This is a genomic window from Streptomyces sp. NPDC005202 (genome assembly GCF_040608235.1).
In the GTDB taxonomy this organism is placed as follows: domain Bacteria; phylum Actinomycetota; class Actinomycetes; order Streptomycetales; family Streptomycetaceae; genus Streptomyces.
Genome location: NZ_JBEXHW010000010.1, coordinates 145,203 through 166,176 on the forward strand (window position 1 = coordinate 145,203; position 20,974 = coordinate 166,176).

Annotated in this window: 21 protein-coding genes and 5 pseudogenes; 14 read left to right on the forward strand and 12 right to left on the reverse strand. The window is 71.4% G+C overall.

Features of this window, described 5'->3' with window-relative positions:
• Positions 1-5 precede the first annotated feature (5 nt).
• From ABZV31_RS17860 to ABZV31_RS17870, 3 genes are all read left to right on the forward strand, one after another.
• Entirely contained in the window at positions 6-1,160 is a 1,155-nt protein-coding gene (locus tag ABZV31_RS17860; protein ID WP_355894449.1) for an acyl-CoA dehydrogenase, read from the forward strand.
• 8 nt (positions 1,161-1,168) lie between these two features.
• Entirely contained in the window at positions 1,169-2,041 is an 873-nt protein-coding gene (locus ABZV31_RS17865) for an acyl-CoA dehydrogenase family protein (protein WP_355894452.1), read from the forward strand.
• Between the two features lie 509 nt (positions 2,042-2,550).
• The gene (locus ABZV31_RS17870) at positions 2,551-3,018 is read left to right on the forward strand and encodes an ATP-binding protein (protein WP_355894611.1); all 468 of its coding nucleotides are present in this window, start codon (positions 2,551-2,553) and stop codon (positions 3,016-3,018) included.
• A gap of 401 nt (positions 3,019-3,419) precedes the next feature.
• Here the strand turns inward: ABZV31_RS17870 and ABZV31_RS17875 are convergent, their stop codons facing one another.
• Positions 3,420-4,346 (reverse strand): cyclase family protein, encoded by a 927-nt coding sequence (locus tag ABZV31_RS17875; protein WP_355894454.1) that lies wholly within the window; start codon positions 4,344-4,346, stop codon positions 3,420-3,422.
• Between the two features lie 86 nt (positions 4,347-4,432).
• On the opposite strand from ABZV31_RS17875, the gene ABZV31_RS17880 reads away from it, so the two are divergent.
• Complete coding sequence (locus ABZV31_RS17880; protein WP_355894456.1) at positions 4,433-5,293, forward strand: SDR family NAD(P)-dependent oxidoreductase; 861 nt, start codon at positions 4,433-4,435, stop codon at positions 5,291-5,293.
• Positions 5,294-5,297: 4 nt separating this feature from the next.
• Here ABZV31_RS17880 and ABZV31_RS17885 read toward each other — a convergent pair whose 3' ends face one another.
• On the reverse strand, positions 5,298-6,341 hold the full coding sequence (locus tag ABZV31_RS17885; RefSeq protein WP_355894459.1) for a helix-turn-helix domain-containing protein: 1,044 nt from the start codon (positions 6,339-6,341) through the stop codon (positions 5,298-5,300).
• A 71-nt stretch (positions 6,342-6,412) separates the two neighbouring features.
• Here ABZV31_RS17885 and ABZV31_RS17890 point away from each other — a divergent pair, with 71 nt between their 5' ends.
• On the forward strand, positions 6,413-7,753 hold the full coding sequence (locus ABZV31_RS17890) for an MFS transporter (protein ID WP_355894462.1): 1,341 nt from the start codon (positions 6,413-6,415) through the stop codon (positions 7,751-7,753).
• Between the two features lie 249 nt (positions 7,754-8,002).
• Here the strand turns inward: ABZV31_RS17890 and ABZV31_RS17895 are convergent, their stop codons facing one another.
• The 4 genes and pseudogenes from ABZV31_RS17895 to ABZV31_RS17910 form a co-directional block, all read right to left on the reverse strand.
• Positions 8,003-8,629, reverse strand: a complete 627-nt coding sequence (locus ABZV31_RS17895; protein ID WP_355894465.1) for a flavin reductase family protein — start codon at positions 8,627-8,629, stop codon at positions 8,003-8,005.
• Positions 8,630-8,658: 29 nt separating this feature from the next.
• Positions 8,659-8,808: pseudogene (locus tag ABZV31_RS17900) on the reverse strand (enoyl-CoA hydratase/isomerase family protein); the annotation flags it as partial.
• 14 nt (positions 8,809-8,822) lie between these two features.
• A pseudogene (locus ABZV31_RS17905) lies at positions 8,823-9,212 on the reverse strand (CoA-binding protein); the annotation flags it as partial.
• Between the two features lie 362 nt (positions 9,213-9,574).
• Positions 9,575-10,789: an NAD(P)/FAD-dependent oxidoreductase gene (locus tag ABZV31_RS17910; RefSeq protein WP_355894468.1), complete on the reverse strand. Its 1,215-nt coding sequence runs from the start codon at positions 10,787-10,789 to the stop codon at positions 9,575-9,577.
• 314 nt (positions 10,790-11,103) lie between these two features.
• Between ABZV31_RS17910 and ABZV31_RS17915 the strand changes: the two are divergent.
• The 3 genes and pseudogenes from ABZV31_RS17915 (at position 11,104) to ABZV31_RS17925 (ending at position 12,722) form a co-directional block, all read left to right on the forward strand.
• Positions 11,104-11,557: pseudogene (locus tag ABZV31_RS17915) on the forward strand (DoxX family protein).
• Positions 11,558-11,603: 46 nt separating this feature from the next.
• Positions 11,604-12,041: a Zn-ribbon domain-containing OB-fold protein gene (locus tag ABZV31_RS17920; protein ID WP_355894471.1), complete on the forward strand. Its 438-nt coding sequence runs from the start codon at positions 11,604-11,606 to the stop codon at positions 12,039-12,041.
• A gap of 31 nt (positions 12,042-12,072) precedes the next feature.
• Positions 12,073-12,722: pseudogene (locus ABZV31_RS17925) on the forward strand (GNAT family N-acetyltransferase).
• A gap of 215 nt (positions 12,723-12,937) precedes the next feature.
• Here the strand turns inward: ABZV31_RS17925 and ABZV31_RS17930 are convergent.
• Positions 12,938-13,603 (reverse strand): pyridoxal 5'-phosphate synthase, encoded by a 666-nt coding sequence (locus ABZV31_RS17930; RefSeq protein WP_355894474.1) that lies wholly within the window; start codon positions 13,601-13,603, stop codon positions 12,938-12,940.
• Positions 13,604-13,613: 10 nt separating this feature from the next.
• Positions 13,614-14,021, reverse strand: coding sequence for a hypothetical protein (locus ABZV31_RS17935; RefSeq protein ID WP_355894476.1), 408 nt, complete (start codon positions 14,019-14,021; stop codon positions 13,614-13,616).
• Between the two features lie 83 nt (positions 14,022-14,104).
• Between ABZV31_RS17935 and ABZV31_RS17940 the strand changes: the two genes are divergently transcribed.
• A complete protein-coding gene (locus tag ABZV31_RS17940; RefSeq protein ID WP_355894479.1) occupies positions 14,105-14,920 on the forward strand; it encodes a helix-turn-helix transcriptional regulator in 816 nt (271 codons plus the stop codon).
• On the forward strand, positions 14,917-15,102 hold the full coding sequence (locus ABZV31_RS17945; protein ID WP_355894480.1) for a DUF397 domain-containing protein: 186 nt from the start codon (positions 14,917-14,919) through the stop codon (positions 15,100-15,102). Before ABZV31_RS17940 ends, ABZV31_RS17945 begins: the two co-directional genes overlap by 4 nt.
• On the opposite strand, the gene ABZV31_RS17950 is transcribed toward ABZV31_RS17945, so the two are convergent.
• Entirely contained in the window at positions 15,099-16,268 is a 1,170-nt protein-coding gene (locus ABZV31_RS17950; protein WP_355894482.1) for an acetyl-CoA acetyltransferase, read from the reverse strand. The genes ABZV31_RS17945 and ABZV31_RS17950 overlap by 4 nt on opposite strands.
• 107 nt (positions 16,269-16,375) lie before the next feature.
• Here ABZV31_RS17950 and ABZV31_RS17955 point away from each other — a divergent pair.
• Both ABZV31_RS17955 and ABZV31_RS17960 read left to right on the forward strand, forming a co-directional pair.
• Positions 16,376-17,613, forward strand: a pseudogene (locus ABZV31_RS17955) (acyl-CoA dehydrogenase family protein).
• A complete protein-coding gene (locus ABZV31_RS17960) occupies positions 17,613-18,089 on the forward strand; it encodes a nitroreductase family deazaflavin-dependent oxidoreductase (RefSeq protein ID WP_355894484.1) in 477 nt (158 codons plus the stop codon). The pseudogene ABZV31_RS17955 and the gene ABZV31_RS17960 overlap by 1 nt, the downstream one beginning before the upstream one ends.
• A 107-nt stretch (positions 18,090-18,196) precedes the next feature.
• Here ABZV31_RS17960 and ABZV31_RS17965 read toward each other — a convergent pair whose 3' ends face one another.
• Both ABZV31_RS17965 and ABZV31_RS17970 read right to left on the reverse strand, forming a co-directional pair.
• Entirely contained in the window at positions 18,197-18,328 is a 132-nt protein-coding gene (locus tag ABZV31_RS17965; RefSeq protein WP_355894487.1) for a hypothetical protein, read from the reverse strand.
• A gap of 77 nt (positions 18,329-18,405) precedes the next feature.
• Entirely contained in the window at positions 18,406-18,762 is a 357-nt protein-coding gene (locus tag ABZV31_RS17970) for a LysE family transporter (protein WP_355894489.1), read from the reverse strand.
• Positions 18,763-18,843: 81 nt separating this feature from the next.
• On the opposite strand from ABZV31_RS17970, the gene ABZV31_RS17975 reads away from it, so the two are divergent.
• Entirely contained in the window at positions 18,844-19,296 is a 453-nt protein-coding gene (locus ABZV31_RS17975; protein WP_355894492.1) for an Lrp/AsnC family transcriptional regulator, read from the forward strand.
• A gap of 105 nt (positions 19,297-19,401) precedes the next feature.
• Here ABZV31_RS17975 and ABZV31_RS17980 read toward each other — a convergent pair whose 3' ends face one another.
• Positions 19,402-20,037, reverse strand: coding sequence for a TetR family transcriptional regulator (locus ABZV31_RS17980; RefSeq protein WP_355894614.1), 636 nt, complete (start codon positions 20,035-20,037; stop codon positions 19,402-19,404).
• A gap of 134 nt (positions 20,038-20,171) precedes the next feature.
• Between ABZV31_RS17980 and ABZV31_RS17985 the strand changes: the two genes are divergently transcribed.
• Positions 20,172-20,900 carry a VOC family protein gene (locus tag ABZV31_RS17985; RefSeq protein ID WP_355894495.1) on the forward strand — a complete coding sequence of 243 codons (729 nt, stop codon included), beginning with the start codon at positions 20,172-20,174 and terminating at the stop codon, positions 20,898-20,900.
• Positions 20,901-20,974: the final 74 nt, after the last annotated feature.

Here is a 20,974-nt window from a genome sequence, read left to right on the forward strand (position 1 = left end):
CGCCCATGGATCTCTCCTGCACCCCGGAGGAAGAGGACTTCAGGGCCCGGCTGCGGGAGTGGCTCGCCAAGGTGCTCCCGACCCTCCCGCCGAAGCCGTCCCCCGACGACTGGCCGGGACGCAGGGCCTACGACCTCGGCTGGCAGCGGATGCTGCACGACGCCGGGTACGCGGGGCTGCACTGGCCCGTGGACGCGGGCGGCCAGGGGGCCACCCCCACCCAGCACCTGATCTTCCTGGAGGAGACGGAGAAGGCGGGCGCGCCCTACGTGGGAGCGAACTTCGTCGGACTGCTGCACGCGGGGCCGACGATCGCCGCCGAGGGCACGGCCGAGCAGCGGGCGCGCTGGCTGCCGCCCATCCTGCGCGGTGACGAGGTGTGGTGCCAGGGCTTCAGTGAACCGGACGCGGGCTCCGACCTGGCATCGCTGCGCACGCGCGCGTGGCGGGACGGCGACGACTACGTGGTGAGCGGGTCCAAGATCTGGACGTCGCACGCCGAAGTCGCCGACTGGTGCGAGCTGCTGGTGCGCACCGATCCGGAGGCGCCCAGGCACCGGGGCATCACCTGGCTCGCCCTGCCCATGGACGCGCCGGGCATCACCGTACGGCCGCTGCGGACGCTCGCCGGGTCCGCGGAGTTCGCCGAGGTGTTCCTCGACGAGGTGCGGGTGCCGGTGGGCAACCGGGTCGGGGACGAGAACGACGGCTGGCGCGTGACCATGGTGACGCTGTCCTTCGAGCGCGGCACGGCCTTCGTCGGCGAGGTGGTGGCCTGCCGCCGCGTGCTCGGCGAACTCGCCCGCGAGGCACGGAAGAACGGCCGCTGGGACGACCCGGTGCTCCGGCGGCGGCTGGGCCGGCTGAACGCCGAGTTCCGGGCGCTGTGGCGGCTGACACAGTGGAACGTCAGCGAGGCCGAGCGGAACGGCGGGGTGCCCGGGGTCGGCGGCTCGGTCTTCAAACTGCGGTACTCGCACGCGCGGCAGGAGCTGTACGACACCGCGGCCGACGTCCTGGGCGTGGGGGCCCTCGACCTCGACCGGCCGTGGGTGCTCGACCGGCTGTCCTCGCTGTCGTACACCATCGCGGCCGGCACTTTTCAGATCCAGCGCACCATCGTGGCCGAGCGGATCCTCGGACTGCCGAAGGGACGGTGACCTGCCGTATGCGGTTCCAACTGACCGACGACCAGCGGGCGCTGCGGGACGGCGTACGGCAGCTGCTGGCGCGGCGCTTCGGGCCGGAGACACTGCGGGCCGCCCTGGACGCGCCGGGGCTGGACCGGGCCGTGTGGCGGCAGCTGGGGGAGGCCGGGTTCTTCGTCCTGCGGCTGCCGGAGACGGACGGCGGGGTCGGACTCGGACTGCCGGAGGCGGTGTTGGCGTTCGAGGAGGCCGGCCGGGCGCTGCTGACCGGCCCGCTGGTGGCCACGCATCTCGCGGCGGGGACCGTGGCCGGGGCCGCCACCGGGGAGGCGGTCGTGGCCGTCGTGGACGGCGGGCAGGTGGAGTGGCTGGCGGAGGCGGATGTGGTGCTCGGGGAGGTGGCAGGGGCCACGCCGCTGCGGTCGGTGGACCCGTTGACGCCCCTGCACCGGGTACCCGAGCGGGCGGAGCCCGATTCTGTCGCCGTCCTCCTCACCGCTTCCGAGCAGCTCGGCACCGCCGCGCGCGTGTGCGAACTGGCTGTGCAACACGCCCGGACTCGCGAGCAGTTCGGCAGGCCGATCGGAGCCTTCCAGGCGGTGCAGCACACGTGCGCGGACATGCTGGTCCGGGCGGAGACGGCTCGCGCCGCGGTGTACGCGGCCGCCGTCACGGCCGACCCCGTCGACATCGCCGCGGCCCGGCTGCTCGCCGACGAGGCCGCGTTGCGGGGCGCCCGCGACTGCCTTCAGGTGCACGGCGGCATGGGCTTCACCTGGGAGTCCGAGGTGCACCTGCATCTGAAGCGGACGTGGGTTCGGGTGCGCCGTGGCGGGGGAGTTACGGACAGTGAGGAGTTGCTCGCGGGCGATCTGGTGGCCGGGGCGGGGTAACAGGCCTCTGGGCTGCGCCGACCCGGACGAGACAGATCTGGATGTCACGGATCGTGGCATACCGAAATTACCGAGCGTTGATATCGGGTTGTGTCCTACGCGTGACTCGTCACGTCCTGGAGTCGCCGTCCCGCTCGGGTACCTTGTGTGGGATGCGAGTGGTTCCGAGCACGAGCCATCCCGGCGTTGCCCCTGGGGCGGCCCCGGTTTTGGCGGTGCGCGCCGCTGCTCGCAAGGCCGGGCGGCCGTCGCTGCCCGCCTGTTCGACTCCCCGCGACGAGCGTCGCACAGTATGCCGCACGGGTACTCCTTCCCGCGGGAATATGCCCGAAGCGCTTGTTGGGGTGACAGTACGTCAACCATGCTGTCTGGCAAGGGAGTCACGTTCCGTGACCCTTGCTCTGGCCGTTGTTCTGGCCATGCAGAAAATGGCTACGATCGTGGCCCTCGTGTGGCGCGAGGCTATGTGTCCGCCGGTTCGGATGGTGTGAGCGGTGCAGGTGCTTCATGTGCAGCTGGAGATCCGGCCCGACCCCGCGGAGGTGGGGCGGGCCCGGAGGTGGGCCCGCTCGCGGCTCGCCGGGTCGGGGATACAGGCCGACGAGCCGCTCGCAGAGACGCTGATCCTGCTCGTCTCCGAACTGGTGACCAACGCCGTGGTGCACACCGGCTGTCCGGCCGTGCTGCGGCTGTCCCTGTCCGGGGGAGCGGCGGAGACGACCACCGTGCGCCTCGAGGTCGCCGACACCAGCACCCGGGCCCCGGTGCCCCGCTGTCCGGACGGCGACGCCACGGGTGGCCGCGGCCTTGCTCTCGTCGACGGTCTCGCCGACCGCTGGGGCTGGAGCCGTGAGGGGACGGGCAAGCGGATCTGGTGCGAACTGGACCGCTGCGCACCGTCCGGGGAGGCGGCGGCACCGGCGGCCTGCGGTAGTGAGGCATCGGCGTACAAGGGGCTGGCGTACGAGGCGGTGTAGGGGCGCCACGGGATTACCGCCGCCAACTCTCGCCGGATGGTTGCCGACGCCGGTGCACGGTTGCAGAAAGCGCTGTCACCACCCGGCCGCCAGGAGGCAGTGCGCCGGGCCATGCTTCCGTGCGCGCCCACTGTGAATCAGGCATAACAGGTAAATCACCGTGGTGGTGTTGACGTGGCGTGTCCGTTTGATCACGCTTGTGGTCAGCGATTCGCCGTGAGGGGACGACGAGGGCTCGGGTGACGGAGGCCCTCGACGAGTGTGAGTCGTGCATGTGGCGTCGGCCGGTCCCTTCAGGGTCGAGGGGGGCTCGGGCCGGTACGCCGGAGCCGGATGGCGGCGCGCGGTGCCGTGCTCGGGGCGGGCAAGGGCGCGCCGTCAGCCGGACTCTCCCCGTCGCTCTACAGGACGGCCACCGGAGCGACCGGTGTCCCCGTCGCGCCGACGAAGGGCTCAGGCATCGCCGACAGCAGGAACGTGTAGCGCCCCTCTTCTCCACAGGCTGTGGACAACTTCTCGAGGTTCCAGTTCTGGCCCTGAAGCATCCCCATCTCCACCAGGTCGAGAGCATGCACGGGCAGCCACAAATCCTCTATCTCGGGCGGAAATATCTCAAAGGTGAGCGTGTCGTTGGCGACGGCCGCGACATCGCGCGCGTGGAACCACTCCGGGGTGCGGACGGACAGGCCCGGCGACGGATACCCGTACCCGTGCGTGTCGCCCGCGAGATACACCTGCACCTGGCCGGTCCTCACCGGCACGATGTCCCCGGCGCGCACGCGTGTGCCGGCGAGTTCCTCGGCGGCCTCCAGGTCCTCGGGGGTGACCGCGTGGCCGCCGTCGAGCCGGTCGACGCCCCGCGCGCGTGCGACGTCGAGCAGCACCCCGCGCGAGACGATGTGCCGCGCCTTGTCGATGTCGGAGAACTCGGTGCCGCCGTGCGGGGTGATCGTGCCGGCGGGTCGGCCGTTGTAGAGCTTTCCCGAGTGCGAGACGTGGGTCAGCGCATCCCAGTGCGTGACCGCCTGGAGCCCCATGGTCACGGCGTCGTCGCTGCACGCGACCGTCCCCGGGCCGAAGATCTCCTGATTGATCTGCACCATCACGTGCAGCGGATTGACCCGCCCCGGAATCATGTCGGTCTGCACGCCGTCCTGCTTCAGGGGGAGGGCGAGCGGCACGCGCCGCCCGGTCCGCACGCACGCCGCCGCCTCCCGGACGACCTCGTCGGTGATCAGGTTCAGGGTTCCGATCTCGTCGTCGGCTCCCCAACGGCCCCAGTTGTTCACGCGCTTGGCGATGTCGTGGAACTCGTCCGGCAGTGACATCTCGGTCCTCCCCGGGGCTTGTCTCCGGCTGTCCGGCCGGACATAGAATCTAACGGTCCGTCAGAAACCACGGGAAGGGGCCGGGCGTGGGGAACTTCTTGGCAGGCAAGGTCGTCGCCGTGACGGGCGCGGGGCGGGGGATCGGACGGGCGGTCGCGCTGGCCGCGGCGGCCGAGGGTGCGCGCGTGGTCGTCAACGACTACGGCGTGTCGGTCGACGGCGCCTCCCCGGCCGGCGAGGTCGCCGAGGCCGTGGTCAAGGAGATCGAGGCGGCCGGCGGGGACGCGGTCGCGGTGGCCGACGACGTTTCGGCCATGGCGGGCGGGCAGCGCGTGGTCGACGCGGCCCTGTCGTCGTACGGACGGCTGGACGGTGCGGTGTGCGTCGCCGGGATCCTGCGCGAACGGATGCTGTTCAACATGTCCGAGGAGGAGTGGGACCCGGTGGTCGCCACCCACCTCAAGGGCACGTTCACCGTGTTCCGCGCCGCCTCCGCGGTGATGCGGCAGCAGCGCTCGGGCACCCTGATCGGTTTCACCAGCGGCAACCACCAGGGCTCGGTCTCCCAGGCCAACTACAGCGCGGCGAAGGGCGGGATCATCTCCCTCGTCCGCAGCGCCGCGCTCAGCCTGCACAAGTACGGCGTGACCGCGAACGCGGTGGCCCCGGTGGCCCGTACGCACATGTCGGCCAGGCCGTCCTCCTCGGCGTTCCCCCGGCCACGGCCGAGGCGTCCTTCCTCGTCTCCTCGATGTACCTCGACAAGGCCATCCTGGGCTGCCGCTACGGCTCCTCCCGCCCGCAGCGGGACATCGCCCTGTACGCCGAGCTGTACCGCACGGGCCGGCTCCTCCCCGACGAGCTGGTCACCGAGACCTACCCCGTCGAGGACTTCGAGAAGGCGAGGGCGGACGGGGAGGCGGGCCGGGTCGCGCGCGGGGTGCTGACCTTCTAGGCCCTGCTTCCCAGGGCCTGCTTCCTGGACGCTGCTTCCGGTTCCCTGACGCTGCTTCCGGCCCGGAACGTCCGGCGGTACGCCGTCGGGGTCACCCCGAGCGCCGCCTGCAGGTGCTGTCGCATCGACTGGGCCGTACCGAAGCCGGCGTCACGGGCCACCTGGTCGACGGAGAGGTCGGTGGACTCCAGCAGGTGCCGCGCCCGCTCCACCCGCTGCTGGGTGAGCCACTGGCCGGGGCTGACCCCGACCTCCTCGCGGAACCGCCGGGTGAAGGTCCGTACGGACATGGACTCCTGCGCGGCCATGTCGCGCAGCTGGATCGGCTCGTGGAGCCGTCCCAGGGCCCACGCCCGCGCCCCGGTCGTGGTCGCCTGCTGCGGATCCGGCACCGGCCGGTGGATGTACTGCGCCTGTCCACCGTCCCGGTGCGGCGGTACGACGGTCCGCCGCGCCACTTCGTTGGCGACCGCGGTCCCGTGGTCGCGCCGCACGATGTGCAGGCACAGGTCGATCCCGGCCGCGACCCCCGCCGAGGTCAGCACGTCCCCGTCGTCGATGAACAGCACGTCCGCGTCGACCTTGATCTGCGGAAACAGCCGCTGGAAGTGCTCGGCGTCGGCCCAGTGCGTGGTGGCCGGCCGTCCGTCGAGATACCCGGCGGCGGCCAGCACGTACACGCCGGTGCAGATGGACGCGAGCCGCGTGCCGGGCCGGATGTGCGCGAGCGCGGCGGCCAGCTCCTCGGTCAGCCTGCCCTCCTCGTAGAGCGGACCGAGTTCGTACGACGCCGGGACGATCACGGTGTCGGCGGTGGCCAGGGCCTCCGGCCCGTGCGCGACGTGGATCGAGAAGTCGGCGTCCGTCTCGACCGGCCCCGGCGGCCGGACGGAACAGGTGACGACCTCGTACAGGTGCCGCCGCTGGGCGTCCCTGGGGCGCCCGAAGATGCGGTGCGGGATGCCCAGCTCGAAGGGGAGCAGCCCGTCGAGGGCGAGCACGACGACGCGGTGTGGGCGGAAACCCGTGGCCGTATGCATGGCCCGATCCTAACGAATGCTGTCCTTCGGGCCACTCGATCGAAGAGATCGCCGGCCGGAAGCTCTATGGCGTGACCCAGACAACCGAAGCCGCCACGACCCCAGGGGAAACCGAGCCCACCCGCCCGACCCGCCCGCGGCGGAGCCGCATGACGTCACTGCACCGCGCCTGGTTCGTCGCCGCCGTCACCTTCGTGACGATCATCGGCGCCGCAGCCTTCCGCTCCCTGCCGGGTCTGCTCATCGACCCCCTGCACCAGGAGTTCGGCTGGTCACGCGGCACGATCGGCGCCGCGGTCTCGCTCAACCTTGCGCTGTACGGGCTCACCGCCCCCTTCGCCGCCGCGCTGATGGACCGCTTCGGCATCCGCCGCGTGGTCGCCGTCGCGCTGACCGTGATCGCGGCGGGCTCGGGCCTGACCGTGTGGATGACGGCGGCCTGGCAGCTCTGGCTGTGCTGGGGTCTGCTGGTCGGCCTCGGCTCCGGCTCGATGGCGCTGGCCTTCGCGGCGACGGTGACCAACCGCTGGTTCACCGAGCGGCGCGGCCTGGTCAGCGGCATCCTCACCGCCGCCTCCGCCTCCGGCCAGCTGATCTTCCTGCCGATCCTGTCCTGGACGGTCGAGTCGCACGGCTGGCGCCCGGCGGCGGTCACGGTGGCGCTGGCGGCCCTCGCCGTCGTCCCCTTCGTGTGGCTGCTGCTGCGCGACCACCCGGCGGACGTGGGCCTGAAACCGTACGGTGCACAGCAGTTCGTACCGAAGCCCGAGCCGATACCCGGCGCCGCCCGCCGCGCGCTCACCGTGCTGTTCTCGGCGGTGCGCACCGGCCCCTTCTGGCTGCTGGCCGGCACCTTCGCGATCTGCGGCGCCTCCACCAACGGCCTGATCCAGACCCACTTCGTGCCCGCCGCCCACGACCACGGCATGCCCATCACGGCGGCGGCCTCGCTGCTCGCGGTGATCGGCGTGTTCGACGTGGCCGGCACGGTGGCGTCCGGCTGGTTCACCGACCGCCTCGAACCGCGCCGCCTGCTCGCGGTGTACTACGCGCTGCGCGGCATCTCGCTGCTGTTCCTGCCGATGCTGCTGGCGCCGAGCGTCCATCCGCCGATGATCTTCTTCATCGTCTTCTACGGCCTCGACTGGGTGGCCACCGTCCCGCCCACCCTCGCCCTGTGCCGGGAGCAGTACGGCGACGACAGCGCGATCGTCTTCGGCTGGGTGCTCGCCTCCCACCAGGTCGGCGCCGCGCTCGTCGCCTACCTCGGCGGGGTCGCCCGCGACGTCTTCGGCTCGTACGACATGGTCTGGTACGCCTCCGGCGCCCTGTGCGCGGCGGCGGCCCTGATAGCGCTGGTCATCCGGCGGCGGCCTGCGGGTGGCCTTGGCTTGAGGGGGGTGAGGGGCTGAGGGAGCTGAGGGGGTTGAGGGGGTTGAGGGGCCTCGGGCCTGAGGGGGCTGACGAGCCTGACCGGCGTGGAGGCCTGGGAGCCTGGGGGCCCGGAGGTCTGGGGATCTGAAGGCCAGGAGATCTGGAGGCCAGGAGGCCAGGAGGCCAGGAGATCTGGAGGCCAGGAGATCTGGAGGCCAGGAGGCCAGGAGGCCAGGAGATCTGGAGGCCAGGAGGCCAGGAGGCCCGGAGGCCCGGAGGTTTGAGCCTCAGTCTTGGTCGTCGCCGAGCCGGGTGAACCGCCCCCGGTGGAAGACCAGCGGGCTGCCGTCGCCGTCGCCGGTGCCGAGCGCGCCCACCCGGCCCACGACGATGAGGTGGTCGCCGCCGGTGTGGACGGCGTGGATCGTGCAGTCGATCCAGGCGACGGCGTCCGCGAGGCGCGGGGCCCCGGACACCGGTGCCCGGTCGTACGCGACCCCAGCGAATTTGTCCGCGCCGCTCACCGCGAAGGCGCGGCACAGGGAGCCCTGGCCTTCGGCCAGGACGTTGATGCAGCAGACGCCGACGCGGGCGATGCGCGGCCACGTCGTCGACGTACGGCCGACCATGAAGGCGACGAGGGGTGGGTCGAGGGAGAGGGAGGTGAAGGACTGGCAGGCGAAGCCGACGGGGGAGCCCTCCCGGTCGGCGGGCGGTGCCGTGACAACGGTCACGCCGGTCGCGAAGTTCCCCAGGACCCGCCGGAACTCCCCCTGTTCGACGGGGGCCCGCTCGTCCTCCCGCACGCACCGCAACTCCGGGCGCGGCAGCGCCTGGACGGGCTGCCCGAGCGGAGCGGTCCCGGCCGACCTGAGGTAGCGGACGGCGGCCTCCGCCGTCCCTGCCTGTCCCATCACGCCCCCCCATCGAAGCTGACGGTGCGTCAGATAGGAAGCGCCGTCGTCATGTTGATCTCCTGCGCGGCGGCCTCGGCGGCGAAGGCGGTGGCACGGTCGGTGTCGAGGGAGGCGTTCACGAGCTGCTTGGTGAGCGCGAGGGCGCGGGTCGGACCGGCGGCGAGGCGCGCGGCCCAACTCGCGGAGTGTGCTCCGCCGCGTCCACCAAGTCCTGCACGAGCTTGTCGCTCAGCGGCGGGAACGGCCCGGTGACAGGACAGATCAGCACCCCGACCTCCGGGCCCCCGAGGATGGCATCGATGATCTTCCGGCCACGCCAGTCCCCGACCGGATGGCCGCCGTTGTCGACGGGGTCGGCGACGCTCAGGTACTCCGGTATCCACTGGTGCAGCTCGGCCTGCCTGGCCTCGGACAGGACCGGCAGCCTGAGCCCCGCCGCGGCGGCCAGGTCGGCGACGTGCGCGCCCGTGCCGCCCGAGATCGAACAGACGACGACCCCGTCGGCGCGAGGGGGCCTGGCGCGCGCCAACAGGGCAGCGGTGTCCTGAAGCTCGTCGAGTCCGTCGACCCGGATGACGCCAATCCAGTTCGCCCACGTCGGCCGCCCGGCCGTGGACGGCGGGCCCGGTCCGCCCCTCCCCGCACGCGATGACCCGGGCCCGGCGGGAGTCGGTGGTGAGGGTGCCGTGGGTTGATCCAAGCATCGTCCGCCCGCTCCTGTCGTGACAGCCAAGTAACTGACGCACTGTCAGATTAATGAACTGACGCGACGTCAGGAACGGCTGGGCAGGCAAAGTTGCGCGCTGGGCGGGCGGGGCCGGTCGGTCGGGGGCCGGTCGATCGGGGGCCGGTCGGTCCGGGGCCCGTCGGTCGGGGGCCGGTCGGCCGGGCCGCGCCCTCAGGCCGGCAGGTGGGACACCTGACGGTCGGTTTCCCTCGTGCTCAGGCCGGCAGGCGGGACACCTGGCGGTCGGCGTCCCTCGCGTTCGCCTTCGCGACGGCCTTCGCGATCTTCTCCGCGTCGATCGCCAGCTCGCGGAACATGCCGCTGATGGGGTTGGTGAAGCCGGTGAAGTACAGGCCGGGCGCGTTGTCCGGGGTGCGGGCGCCGTGGACGACTGGCTTGCCGCGGGCGTCCAGCACGCCGAGGTGACCGACCAGGCCCTCCAGGGCGCGGACATAGCCGGTGGCGGCGATGACGGCGTCCGGCTCGATCCGGCTGCCGTCGGCGAGGACGACCTTGCCGTCATCGAAGCCGTCGACGGCGGCCACGACCTCGACCCTGCCGTTGCGCACGGCGTCGATGAGGCCGACGTCCTGGACGGGGATCGAGCCCTCGTTGACCCGCGAGTACAGGCCGGTGTCGGGGCGCGGCAGGCCGTGCGCCGACAGGTCCGGCACGCTCAGCTTCGCCAGTGGCTTGGCGAGCCGGTCGACGAGCCCGACCGGCAGCCGCCGTACGAGCACGCCCGTGTACTGCGCGGCCCAGCCGGCCGTCGACCGCCGCACGATGTGCGGGGCGGTGCGCACGGACAGCCGTACCCGTGAGGCCCCGCCCTCCACCAGGTCGACGGCGATCTCGGCACCGGTGTTGCCGACACCGACGACGAGGACGTCACGGCCCGCGTAGGGCTGGGGGTTGCGGTATGCGGACGCGTGCAACAGTTCGCCCGTGTAGGTCCCGCGGCCCGGCCAGTCGGGCACGTGGGGCGTGTGGTTGTAGCCGGTGGCGACGACGACCGCGCCACCGGTCAACTCCCGCCCGCCGGTGGCGTGCAGCAGCCAGCCGGTGCCGTCGGGTGTGCGCTCGATACGGGAGACCTCGACGCCGGTCACGATCTCCAGCTCGTGGTGCTCGGCGTACTTCTCCAGGTACCGGACCACGTCGTCCCGCGACACCCACCGCCCGAACCGCCGCGGCATCGGCAGCCCCGGCAGGCCCGACAGACGCCGGGTGGTGTGCAGGTGCAGCCGGTCGTAGTGGCGCCGCCAGGACGCTCCGACCCGGTCCGACTTCTCCAGCACGACGGCACGTATCCCCCGCGCGCGCAGCGCGTACGCCGCGGAAAGCCCGCCCGGGCCGCCGCCGATGACGTAGACGGGGCGGTCGGTGGGGTTCGGAGCGTCGGGGGGTGCGGGTGCTGAGGAGTCGGCCATGAGCGGGAGCGTAATCACACACCCGGTTGATGGGTCTCGGTCAAGACCGGAATTGGTTGCGGATTGATCACGGCTGTGGGAGGAGTAGGTGGGATCGGTGGCGCAGGGAGCCCGGATGTGCAGAAACGCCGCGAGGCCGGGCCCGGATGCGCGGGGGTCCGGCGACGGGCGTCCCCCTGTTCGGGCGGAGGCGAGAACTTGGGGGAGGGTGGGCGGCGTCCGATGCAGGGGTCGGGGCGCCGCCGTCTTGCGCGAGGCGTAGGGCTGCCACGAAACTGACGTACCGTCAGATCCCGGTGGTGGCAGGAGAGTCCATGGACACGATCTGGCTCACCGGTGCGCAGTGGCTGGCCGTGCTGCGCATCGGGCTCGGGCTGTGGTGGCTGGAGAGTTGGCGGCACAAGGACAAGAAGGTCTGGTTCGAACGCGGCACCGGGATCGCGTGGTCGGCGGACGTCGCCACCAAGCACCGCTGGAACGCCGTCCGGTCCGGCTTCGACGTGGTCGTCGCACCTCGGCCGCGGACGATGGCGTACGTGGTGGTGTACACGGAGCTCGCGCTGACACTGGCATTGGTGCTGGGCTTCCTGACACCGGTCGCGCTGGTCGGGGGCCTGCTGCTCAACCTCCTGTACTTCACCCTCATGATCCACGACTGGGCCGAGCAGGGGCAGAACTCGATGATGGCCTTGATCTCGGTGGTGGGTCTGGTTCGGGATGTCGTGGCAGGCGTGGTCGGTGGACAGTGCGGTGGGGTGGTTCGGGTGATGGGCGCGGGTGGTTCCGGTGGGTGGTTCGGGTGGTGACGCCTCCGGTGACGGCCCGCTTCGATCTGCCGGAGGCCGATGCCTTCACCAGGACGTACTGGGACGCTGCGGCTGAGGGGCGCCTGCTGGTGCGGCGCTGCGGGGCGTGCGGGCAAGCGCACCACTATCCGCGGGAGTTCTGCCCCCACTGCTGGAGCGAGGACGTGACCTGGGAGGCCGTGAGCGGGCGGGCGACCCTGTACACCTGGTCCGTCGTCCACCGGAACGACCTCCCGCCCTTCGGGGAGCGGACGCCGTACGTCGCTGCCGTGGTCGAGCTCGCGGAGGGGCCTCGGATGATGACGGAGGTCGTGCGGGGGGACGGGGCGGGGGAGCTTCGGGTGGGGATGGATCTGGAGGTGGCTTTTCGAGAGGCCGGGGAGTTCGTGGTGCCGGTCTTCCGGCCGTATTCGGGGGCCCCCGGTCATAGGTGCGGTGTTCAATGAGTCGGTGACTGCCAACCTCCGTGACCCCAAGATCCTTTCGTCGGCGCGGATAGAAGGGCAGGGGCTGCGTCAGCGCACCTGGGACCCGGAGTCCGATGCCGACGTCGAGGCGTGGCTGCGCGGGAACACCGATCCGGAGTTCCGGCGGTGGAACACACCGATCACCCCGATCACGGACAGGGCCGGCGCCCGCGACGCGCTCCGGGTGCGGGCGGCGCGTGCACTGGAGGGCTCGGGGGCGTCGTTCCTGATCGCGGACGCGGAGAGCGGTACGAACCTCGGGCACATCGGCGTCAACGAGATCAGGCCGTACCTGGCCGTCGCGCGGATCGGGTACTGGGTGCTGCCCGAGGCCCGCGGGCGGGGGGTGGCCACTCGGGCTCTGGGGCTGGTTGCGCGCTGGGGCTTACGGAACTGGGGCTGCACCGGCTGGAGTTGGACCACGCCGTCGGGCACGAGGTCTCCTGCCGGGTGGCGGAGAGGTGCGATCTGGGGGTGCCGTCGGGCCGCCTGCTGCTCGGCGATCGTCGTGCTTCCGCGGGCCGCGTCAAGGGCGCTCCCTCCGGCCGCGTCGCCTGCGGCGATCGCCTGCGGCCGCCCCCTGACCCGGCCCGCTCCAGCACGGGAGAGAAGCGTGCGGGCGGCCGGAAGGGAACGGGTCCCTCACTCGGGTGGCGGTGAGGTCGGTGCGCGGTGGGCCTGCGCCGACGGGCACGCTCGCGGCCGGCGGCCACGCCGGGTGGGCTGGCGGTTTGCGGTTGCGGACGGTGGGGTGCGGACGGTGGGGGGGGGTGATCCGGCGCTAGTGGCAGATTTGGGCCAGGCAGGGGCGTCATGTCCTGCGTTTCTGTGGGTTCGGTTGGCCCGGATCTGCCCATAGCCGTCAGCGTCGGCCGTCAGGGCCAGAGGAGTTCGCGGGTCCAGCCGTCGGCCGTACGGCGGTAGAGAAGGCGTACGTGGCGGCGGCGGGCGTCGCCCTGGAAGAACTCGACCTCCTCCGGCTGGAGGCGGTAAAGGGTCCAGGAGGGCACCTCGGTGTCCGGCTCGCGCTGCGCCTGCTCCCAGGCTGCCCCGGAGGCCTGCGCCAACTCGTCGAGGGAGGCGAGGACTTCGCTCTGGTGGCCGGTGAGGGCGGCGGCCAGGGCGCCCGCCGAGCGGGCGTGCAGGTCTGACTGGGCCTGCTCGGGCGGAGCGACCGTGACCGGGCCGCGGACTCGCACCTGACGGCCCTGGACCGGCCAGTAGAAGCCGAGGGCCGCATACGGGTGGGCGGCGAGGTGGCGGCCCTTGCGGCTGCCGGAGTGCGTGGCGAAGGACCAGCCGGTCGCGTCGGCGCCGTGCAGCATCACGATCCGGACGTCCGGGTGGTTCTCCTCGTCCGTCGTCGCGAGGGACATGGTGTGCGGTTCCGTCTGGCCGGCCGCCACCGCCTCCGCGAACCACGTCGTGAAGAGGGGGAGGGGGGCCGTGGGTGCGGTGGCGGGGTCCAGTGGGGGCAGGTCGGTGACCTCCGGGTCCCACACCCGCAGTGACCTCAGCAGCTCGTGAAGATCCGTCTCCATGACCCGAGTATCACTCGACGTGGCGGCAGAGCTGCGCCAGCAGGACGCCGTGCAGCAGTTCCGCGTCCACGAACTCCCCGACCTCCGGCGGGCCCGATCGCCAGCTCAGCGGGTAGGTGTTTCCCTCCGGCGCCGGTACGCCGATGTACGCGTCCCGCGTCGACCTCCCGAACCGGCGCGCCCCGGGTGGCCAGTCGTGCTCCGCGCTCTCGCCGGGTGCCAGGAGGAAGTACGTCCACCGGCACCCCTTCACCTCACGTACGACGGGACCGGGGCGGCCGTCGGTGAGCGAGGAGAGGTGGTGCAGCACGGCTTCCCCGCCTACGCCGCACACCCGGATCGCATCGAAGTGGACTCCTGCCAGGCGGAGTTGGAGACCGGCTCTGGGGACCCAATTCGGGGTGAGTTTCTCCGTCATGACTACGAGCGTGACTGTGACTGCGTAGCGTGACCAGACGGACACGGTCCACATTGCCGGTTGCGGGGAGGAAGGTGGTCGTTGTGGGGGCGAAGGCGGAGATTTCCGTGGGGCGGCGAGTGGTGGGGGACCTGCTGCGCATCCATCGAGTGAGGCTCGATCTCACGCAGAAGGAGGCAGGAGACCGGCTGCACGTGTCCGAGTCGTGTTTCGGCTCGTACGAGCGCGGTGAGCGGATCCCGCCGATGGAGTTCCTGAGGGACGCGGACGAGGCGCTCGATGGGCGGGGTGCGTTCCTCGCGTGCATCGAGATGATGGAGGAGGAGAAGTACCCGCCCAGCTTCCTGAGCTGGGTACGGATGGAGCGGAACGCGCTCGTGATCAACGCGTACGAGACGATGCTCGTTCCTGGGCTGCTCCAGACGGAGGCGTATGCGCGGGCCTTGTATGAAGCGCGACGACCTGCCTTCACTGAGGAGGAGGTGGAACGGCACGTCCAGGCTCGCTTGGAGCGGCAGTCGGTGCTGAGGCGCAACTCGCCGCCGTACGCCGGGTATGTCATCGAGGAGTCCGTGCTGGCACGGGCGCTCGGCAGTTTGGGAGTGCTGAAGGAGCAGTTGCAGCACTTGCTGGAATCCATCCGGAGAATGAAGCACCTGACGGTCCAGGTGATGCCTACTGTGCGGCATACGCACGCGGGGCTGAACGGGCCGATGCAGCTCATGAGCACCGAGGAGGGGCGCAATCTGGTGTTCGTGGAAGCCCAGGGCGGCAGTAAGTTGATCCACAAGCCGGAGCAGGTGAGCGGTTTGTTCGACCTCTTCGGCATGCTGCGGGCGCAGGCGCTCACACCCGAGGAGTCTGCAGCACTCATCGAAAGAAAGGTGGAACAGCTGTGAACACGACCGAACTGGCCTGGTTCAAGTCGAGCTACAGCAACAACGAAGGCGAGGCCTGCCTCGAGATAGCCACCACCCCCGAAGTCATCCACATTCGCGACTCCAAAGACCTCCGAGCCGACGCGCCCACCCTCGCCGTCACCCCCACCACCTGGGCCGCCTTCCTCCGTACCGTCCGTTAGCGGCCCAGCACCACCGTTCCGGACGAGCAGAACCAGCCCCCCGTCCCGGAGGCCACCGCCAGCTGGGGGAGGGAGCCGTCGGGGCGGTGGACCTGGCGTTCGCCGGCCTCGCCGCGCAGTTGCCGTACGGCCTCCACCAGCAGGAACAGGCCTCGCATGCCCGGGTGCTGGGCCGACAGCCCCTCACCGTCGGTGTTCACGGGGAGTTCGCCGCCCCGCACCAGCAACCGCCCCTTTCCCATGAACGCTCCGCCCTCGCCCTTTCCGGAGAAGCCGAGGTCTTCGAGGGTCACCAGGGTCATGTACGTGAAGGTGTCGTAGATCTCCGCGAGGTCGATCTCCTGCGGCTGTACGCCGGCCCGCTCGAACGCCAGCCGACCGCTCACCGCCGCCGGTGAGACCGTTAAGTCCGGCCACTCGGACATGGTGGTGTGCGATACGTGCTCCCCCGTCCCGAGCACCCACACCGGCGCCGTGCGGCAGTCCCGTACGTACTCCTCGGCGGCCAGCAGGACCGCCGCGCCGCCGTCGGAGCGAATGCAGCAGTGGAGCTTGGTGAAGGGGTCCGCGATCATCGGGCCGGACAGGACGTCGTCGACCGTGATCGGGGAGCGGAACATCGCCCCGGGGTTCAGCGCCGCGTTCGCCCGGGCCTGGACCGCCACCTGCGCCAGCTGTTCCAGTGTGGTGCCGTGTTCGTGCATGTGGCGGCGGGCCGCCATCGCGTACTTGGCGATCAGCGTGTGACCGTAGGGCGCCTCGAACTGGAGCGGGCCGCGGTTGCCGAAGGAGAGGGTGCCCGTGCGGCGGCCCGCCTTGATGTCCGCGCGAGCTGTGGAGCCGTAGACGAGGAGTACCGCGTTCGCGTGGCCGGCCGCTATCGCGTCCGTTGCGTGGGCTGCCATGACCTCCCAGGTCGAGCCGCCCACCGACGTGGAGTCGACCCAGGTGGGGCGAAGGCCCAGGTATTCGGCCACCTCGGCGGGGGCCAGGGTGCCCAGGCCCGCCGAGGCCAGGCCGTCCACGTGGGTGCGGTCCAGGCCCGCGTCCGCCAGGGCGCGGCGGGCGGCCTGGGCGTGCAGGGTGTACGGGGTCGCGTCGTCCACGCGGCCGCAGTCGGAGAGGGACACGCCGACCACGGCCACCTTCCGGCTCCCAGTCGTCATGAATCTGACGGTACATCAGATATGGAGAAGGGTGGCAGGGCTTGCGCTCTGGGCATTCGGGCCTGCTCCCCCTAACATGACGGCCCGTCAGATCCGGAGGGAGAGCCATGGACGCCCGCTTCACCGCCGAGCAGGACGAGATCCGACGCACCCTGCGCGAGCTGCTGCACAAGCGCTGCGGGGTGGAGGAGGTGCGCGCCGCCGTCGACACCCCCGCCGGGTGCGACCCCGCCCTCTGGACCGCCCTCGCCAAACAGCTCGGCCTGCCCGGGCTCGCCCTCCCCGAGGCGTACGGCGGTGTGGGGTGCTCGGTCACCGAGCTCGCCCTCGCCTGTGAGGAGACGGGGCGGGCGCTGGTTCCCTCGCCGCTGCTCGCGACCTCGGTTCTCGCCGGGCCGCTGCTCCTGGCCCTCGGCATCGCCGTTCAGCGCGCCGAGCTGCTGCCCCGCATCGCCGCCGGGACGCTCACCGCCGCCCTTGCCGTGCCCGGCTCCGCGCTCGCTACCGCGCTGGCCTGACCTGCGGCAATGACGGCGACTGGGCCGGGGGTGGCCGTGCGGGCGGGGTGCAGGCGCGGCGGGACGAAGATGGCTGGCGGTTGTACGGGCAGGTCGATCAGGTGTTTGACGGGCATCGGGCGGAGCTGCTCGTCGTCGCCGCCCATCCCGGTGGGTTCGCCCGGTCGCACACGTTGCTCTTCCTCGTACCGGGGGATGCGGCCGGGATGGTGCGGGTGCGGCAGACCTCCCTTGATGCGACCCGGGCCCAGGGGCGGGTGCAACTCCGGGACGTGCGGGCCGAGTTGCTGGGCGAGGAAAGCGTGGACGTGCTCGGTGCTCTTGCCGGTGCCGGTGATGCTGCCGCCGCCGTTCTGGCCTGTGAGGCCGTGGGGGCCGCCGACCGGGTGCTGGAGCGGACGGTCGAGTACGTCAAGCAGCGGGAGCAGTTCGGGCGGGCCGTCGGGTCCTTCCAGGCCGTCAAGCACCGGCTGGCCGACGTCTACGTCCAGGTGCAGGCCGCCCGCTCGGCCGCCTACTACGCCGCCTGGGCCACGGCCCATGAATCGGGAGGTGTGGCGGGTAGCGCCTCGCTGGAAGGGTGGTGGCGGGAGACGGGCGGGAGGGTCGGGGGGCTCGCCCTCGCGCAGGCTCTGGAGGCGTTGCGGGTCGCCGCGGGCGAGGCGATTCAGCTGCACGGTGGGATCGGGTTCACCTGGGAACACGAAGCTCACCTGTACTTCAAGCGGGCCGCGGGGGACGAGTTGCTGTTCGGGCCCGTGCACCGGTTGCGGGCGTATGCGGCGGACGTGGCCGGGAGCATCGAGCGGCGGGAGGTGGGGGTGTGATGGCGGGCCTCGGTGTGCGGGCGGTGCAGAAGGTGTCCTCCACGCGGGCCTTCGCCCGCGTGGCCCCGCACGTGGTTCCCGCGCTGGACCGTGCCGTCCATCGGCTCACGCGCGGGAAGGTGCTGATCAGCGCCCAGATGCTGCCGGGCGTGATCCTCACGTCCACCGGGGCCCGGAGCGGGCTGCCCCGGCGTACGCCGCTTGCCTGCATGCCGGAGGACGGCGGGCGGAGCTGGGTCCTGGTCGGATCCAACTTCGGGCGGACCGGTCACCCCGCCTGGACCCACAACCTCCTCGCCCGTCCCGACGCCGGGATCAGCTGGAAGGGCGAGGACATTCCCGTGCGGGCTCGGCTGCTGGAGGGTGAGGAGCGGGCGGCCGCCTGGAAGGCCGTGCTCGCCTTCTGGCCGCCGTATGCCACCTATCAGGCGCGGGTGGAGCGGGAGATCCGGCTCTTCCGGATCGTGTGGAGGTGACTACAGGGGTCGCCAGGCGTTCTGCCGGCAGGAACGCGCCTACGCCCAGCAACGCCGCCCCCGACGTGCTCGTGACCGCCCGGGGCGCCGCCAGGGGGTCCCCCTGCTCAAGCGAAGCCGAGAGCTTGGCCGTGAGCTTGGGGGAGGGCGCGCAGGACCGCGCGGGCCGGCGTGCCGACCGTGAGGTGGACGGCCGCGCGGCACGCCATGTGCAGCTGGCCGAGGGTGGCTGTCTGCACGGGCACGAGGGCGGGCGCGCCCCGCGTGGTCAGGAACTGGGGGAGGACCGACAGGTGGAGCAGGAGGCCCTTGGGGTTCAGGCCGCTGATCGTGGCGCCGCGGAGAAAGACGCGGGGCCCGTGGCGGCGAGCGGCTCGTCGGTCGTCCCCGGTGTGGCCGGCCTGCGCAGCACTCCCCAGCCCAGCCACGCCAGGTATCCGGCGCCCGTCACCGTCAGTGCCGTGAGCAGCTGCGGCGTGCCGGCGACCAGGACCGCCAGTCCGGCGACCGCCAGCAGCGTGCGCAGCGCGTAGCCGGCGACCAGGCCCGCCACCGCCACCGTCACCGAGCGCTCCCGCAGTCCGGCCGCGATCGCGTACGCCCAGTCGGCGCCCGGCACGCAGATCAGCAGGAAGTCGACGGCGAGAAAGGAAATGAGCGTTCCGGAGTGCATGGTGGGAACATTAAGCGCGATTGCCGCCAAAGCTTCCTTAAGTTTGCCCGTGATCGCTGTTTCGGGGGGAGAATCTTCTTCGTGGACGACGTGGACAGGAAGATTCTTGCCGAGCTGCAGCAGGACGGGCGGCTGACCGTGACCGAGCTGGCCGGGCGGGTGCGGCTCAGCGTCTCGCCGTGTCATCGGCGGCTGCGGGAGCTGGAGCGGTCGGGGGCCGTGCGGGGATACCGGGCCGTGGTGGACCCGGCCGCCGTGGGGCTGACCTTCGAGGTCCTGGTCTTCGTCTCCATGCGGCAGGAGGACCGGGACACGGTCGCCGAGTTCGAGCGGGCGGTCAGCGAGGTGGAGCACGTACTGGAGGCGCAGCGGCTCTTCGGGGACCCGGACTATCTGCTGCGGGTCGCCACCGCCGACCTCGCCGCCTTCCAGCGGCTCTACGACGAGCGGCTCGCCACCCTGCCGGGTGTGCAGCGGCTGACGTCCACACTGGTGATGAAGCATGTCGTCAAGGACCGGCCGCTGCCCGCCTAGCAGACGGAGCCGCACAGCGCAGCAGGCGGCGGTCCACTCGGGTGGACCGCCGCCTGCCTGACAGGACTTGGGGCCTCGAAAAGGGCTGGGGAGCCGAGGTGCGGGCTATCTCGTCGGCTTCCTGCCGGTGATGCCCAGGTACACCAACAATGCCAGGTTCGGCTTGAGTTCGGCCTGCTTCACACCGTAGGAGGTGAAGCCCTTCTGGTGCGAGGCGACCGCCGCGAGCATCGCGACCAGCGAACCGGCGATCGCGGCGGGATTCACGTCCTTGTCGACCCTTCCCTTGGACTGGAGTTCGGCGACCGCGTCCGCCAGGGAGTTGTTCACCGAGTTAAGGATCTTCATCCGGATCTTGTAGAAGCGTTTGTCGCCCTCGGCCGCCCCGAGGTCGACCACGCGCAGGATCGCGTCATGCTTGCGCCAGAACTCCAAGAACCCGTCCACGAGTTCCTGCGCCGTCTGCCAGCCGGCCTTGCCGACCCACGACCGACCCTCGAGCAGCTCGGTCAACCCGGCGCCCTCGGCGGCCATTTGCTCGGCAATCTCCAGGACGGCGCCCTCGACGTCCGGGAAGTACTGGTAGAAGGTCGCGGGCGAAGTGCCCGCCTTCCGAGCGACATCGATGACTTTGACGTCCCGGTACGGGGAGGAGCTGAGCATCTCGCTGAGGCAGTCGAGCAGCTTCTGCCGGGTCGCCTGCCCACGTCGGCCGGCCACGCGGCCGTCGACGGTACGCACTTGTCCTGTCATGTCGTCAGCTTACCGAGGGGTGATGGGAGCGCGATTCGGCCGACTGCAAATGGGGTGCACGGGGGCTGAGGGGCTGGTGTGCCTGGTCTGCGGGCCGCACGAGACCCGGTTACTTTGACGGCATGGCCGAAAACAGGGCATCCGCGTACACAGAGGGCGTCTGCTGCTGGGTGGACGCGCAGCTTCCCGACGTCGAGGCGGGCAAGCGTTTCTACGGTGAGCTCTTCGGGTGGTCCTTCGACGAGCAGCCGGCATACGGCAGCTCCGTATGGGCGCGGCTGGACGGCGAGCCCGTCGCCGCGCTCGCACCCAAGACGGACGGCCGGATGCCCACCGTCTGGACCGTGTACTTCGCCACCCCGGACGCCGAGGCGCTGGCCGAGCGGATCCGGGCGCACGGTGGGCAGGTCGTCACGGCGCCCATGCCGGTCGACGGCCTGGGCACGATCGGCCTCGCCGCCGATGCCGAGGGCGCCGTCTTCGGTCTGTGGCAGCCGGGCAGCCACACGGGTTTCGGCCGGCGCCATGCGGTGGGCACCTTCGTCTGGGCCGAGCTGTACGCCCGCGACACCGATGCCGCCAACGCCTTCTACGGCGGCCTCTTCCACGACGCCCTCTTCGGTCCGGACGCCGAGCCCGACTTCGGCCGCGCCCCCGTCTCCGACGTCTTCCCGCCCGAGATGCCGCCCCATTTCCTCGTCCACTTCCGGGTCGAGGACTGCGAGGCCGCCCTCGGCACCGTCGGCCGGCTCGGCGGGCGGGTGCAGGTGCCACCCTTCGAGACGTCCTACGGAAACGTGGCCGTCGTCCTCGACAATCAAGGGGCGTCCTTCGCCGTGCTCCAGAGGTGAAAGCCGTCCCCCTGATGGGAAAGAGGGGGATTTGCGGCAGGGCATCCCGATTTGTCGCCGGGTTCGCAACCAGT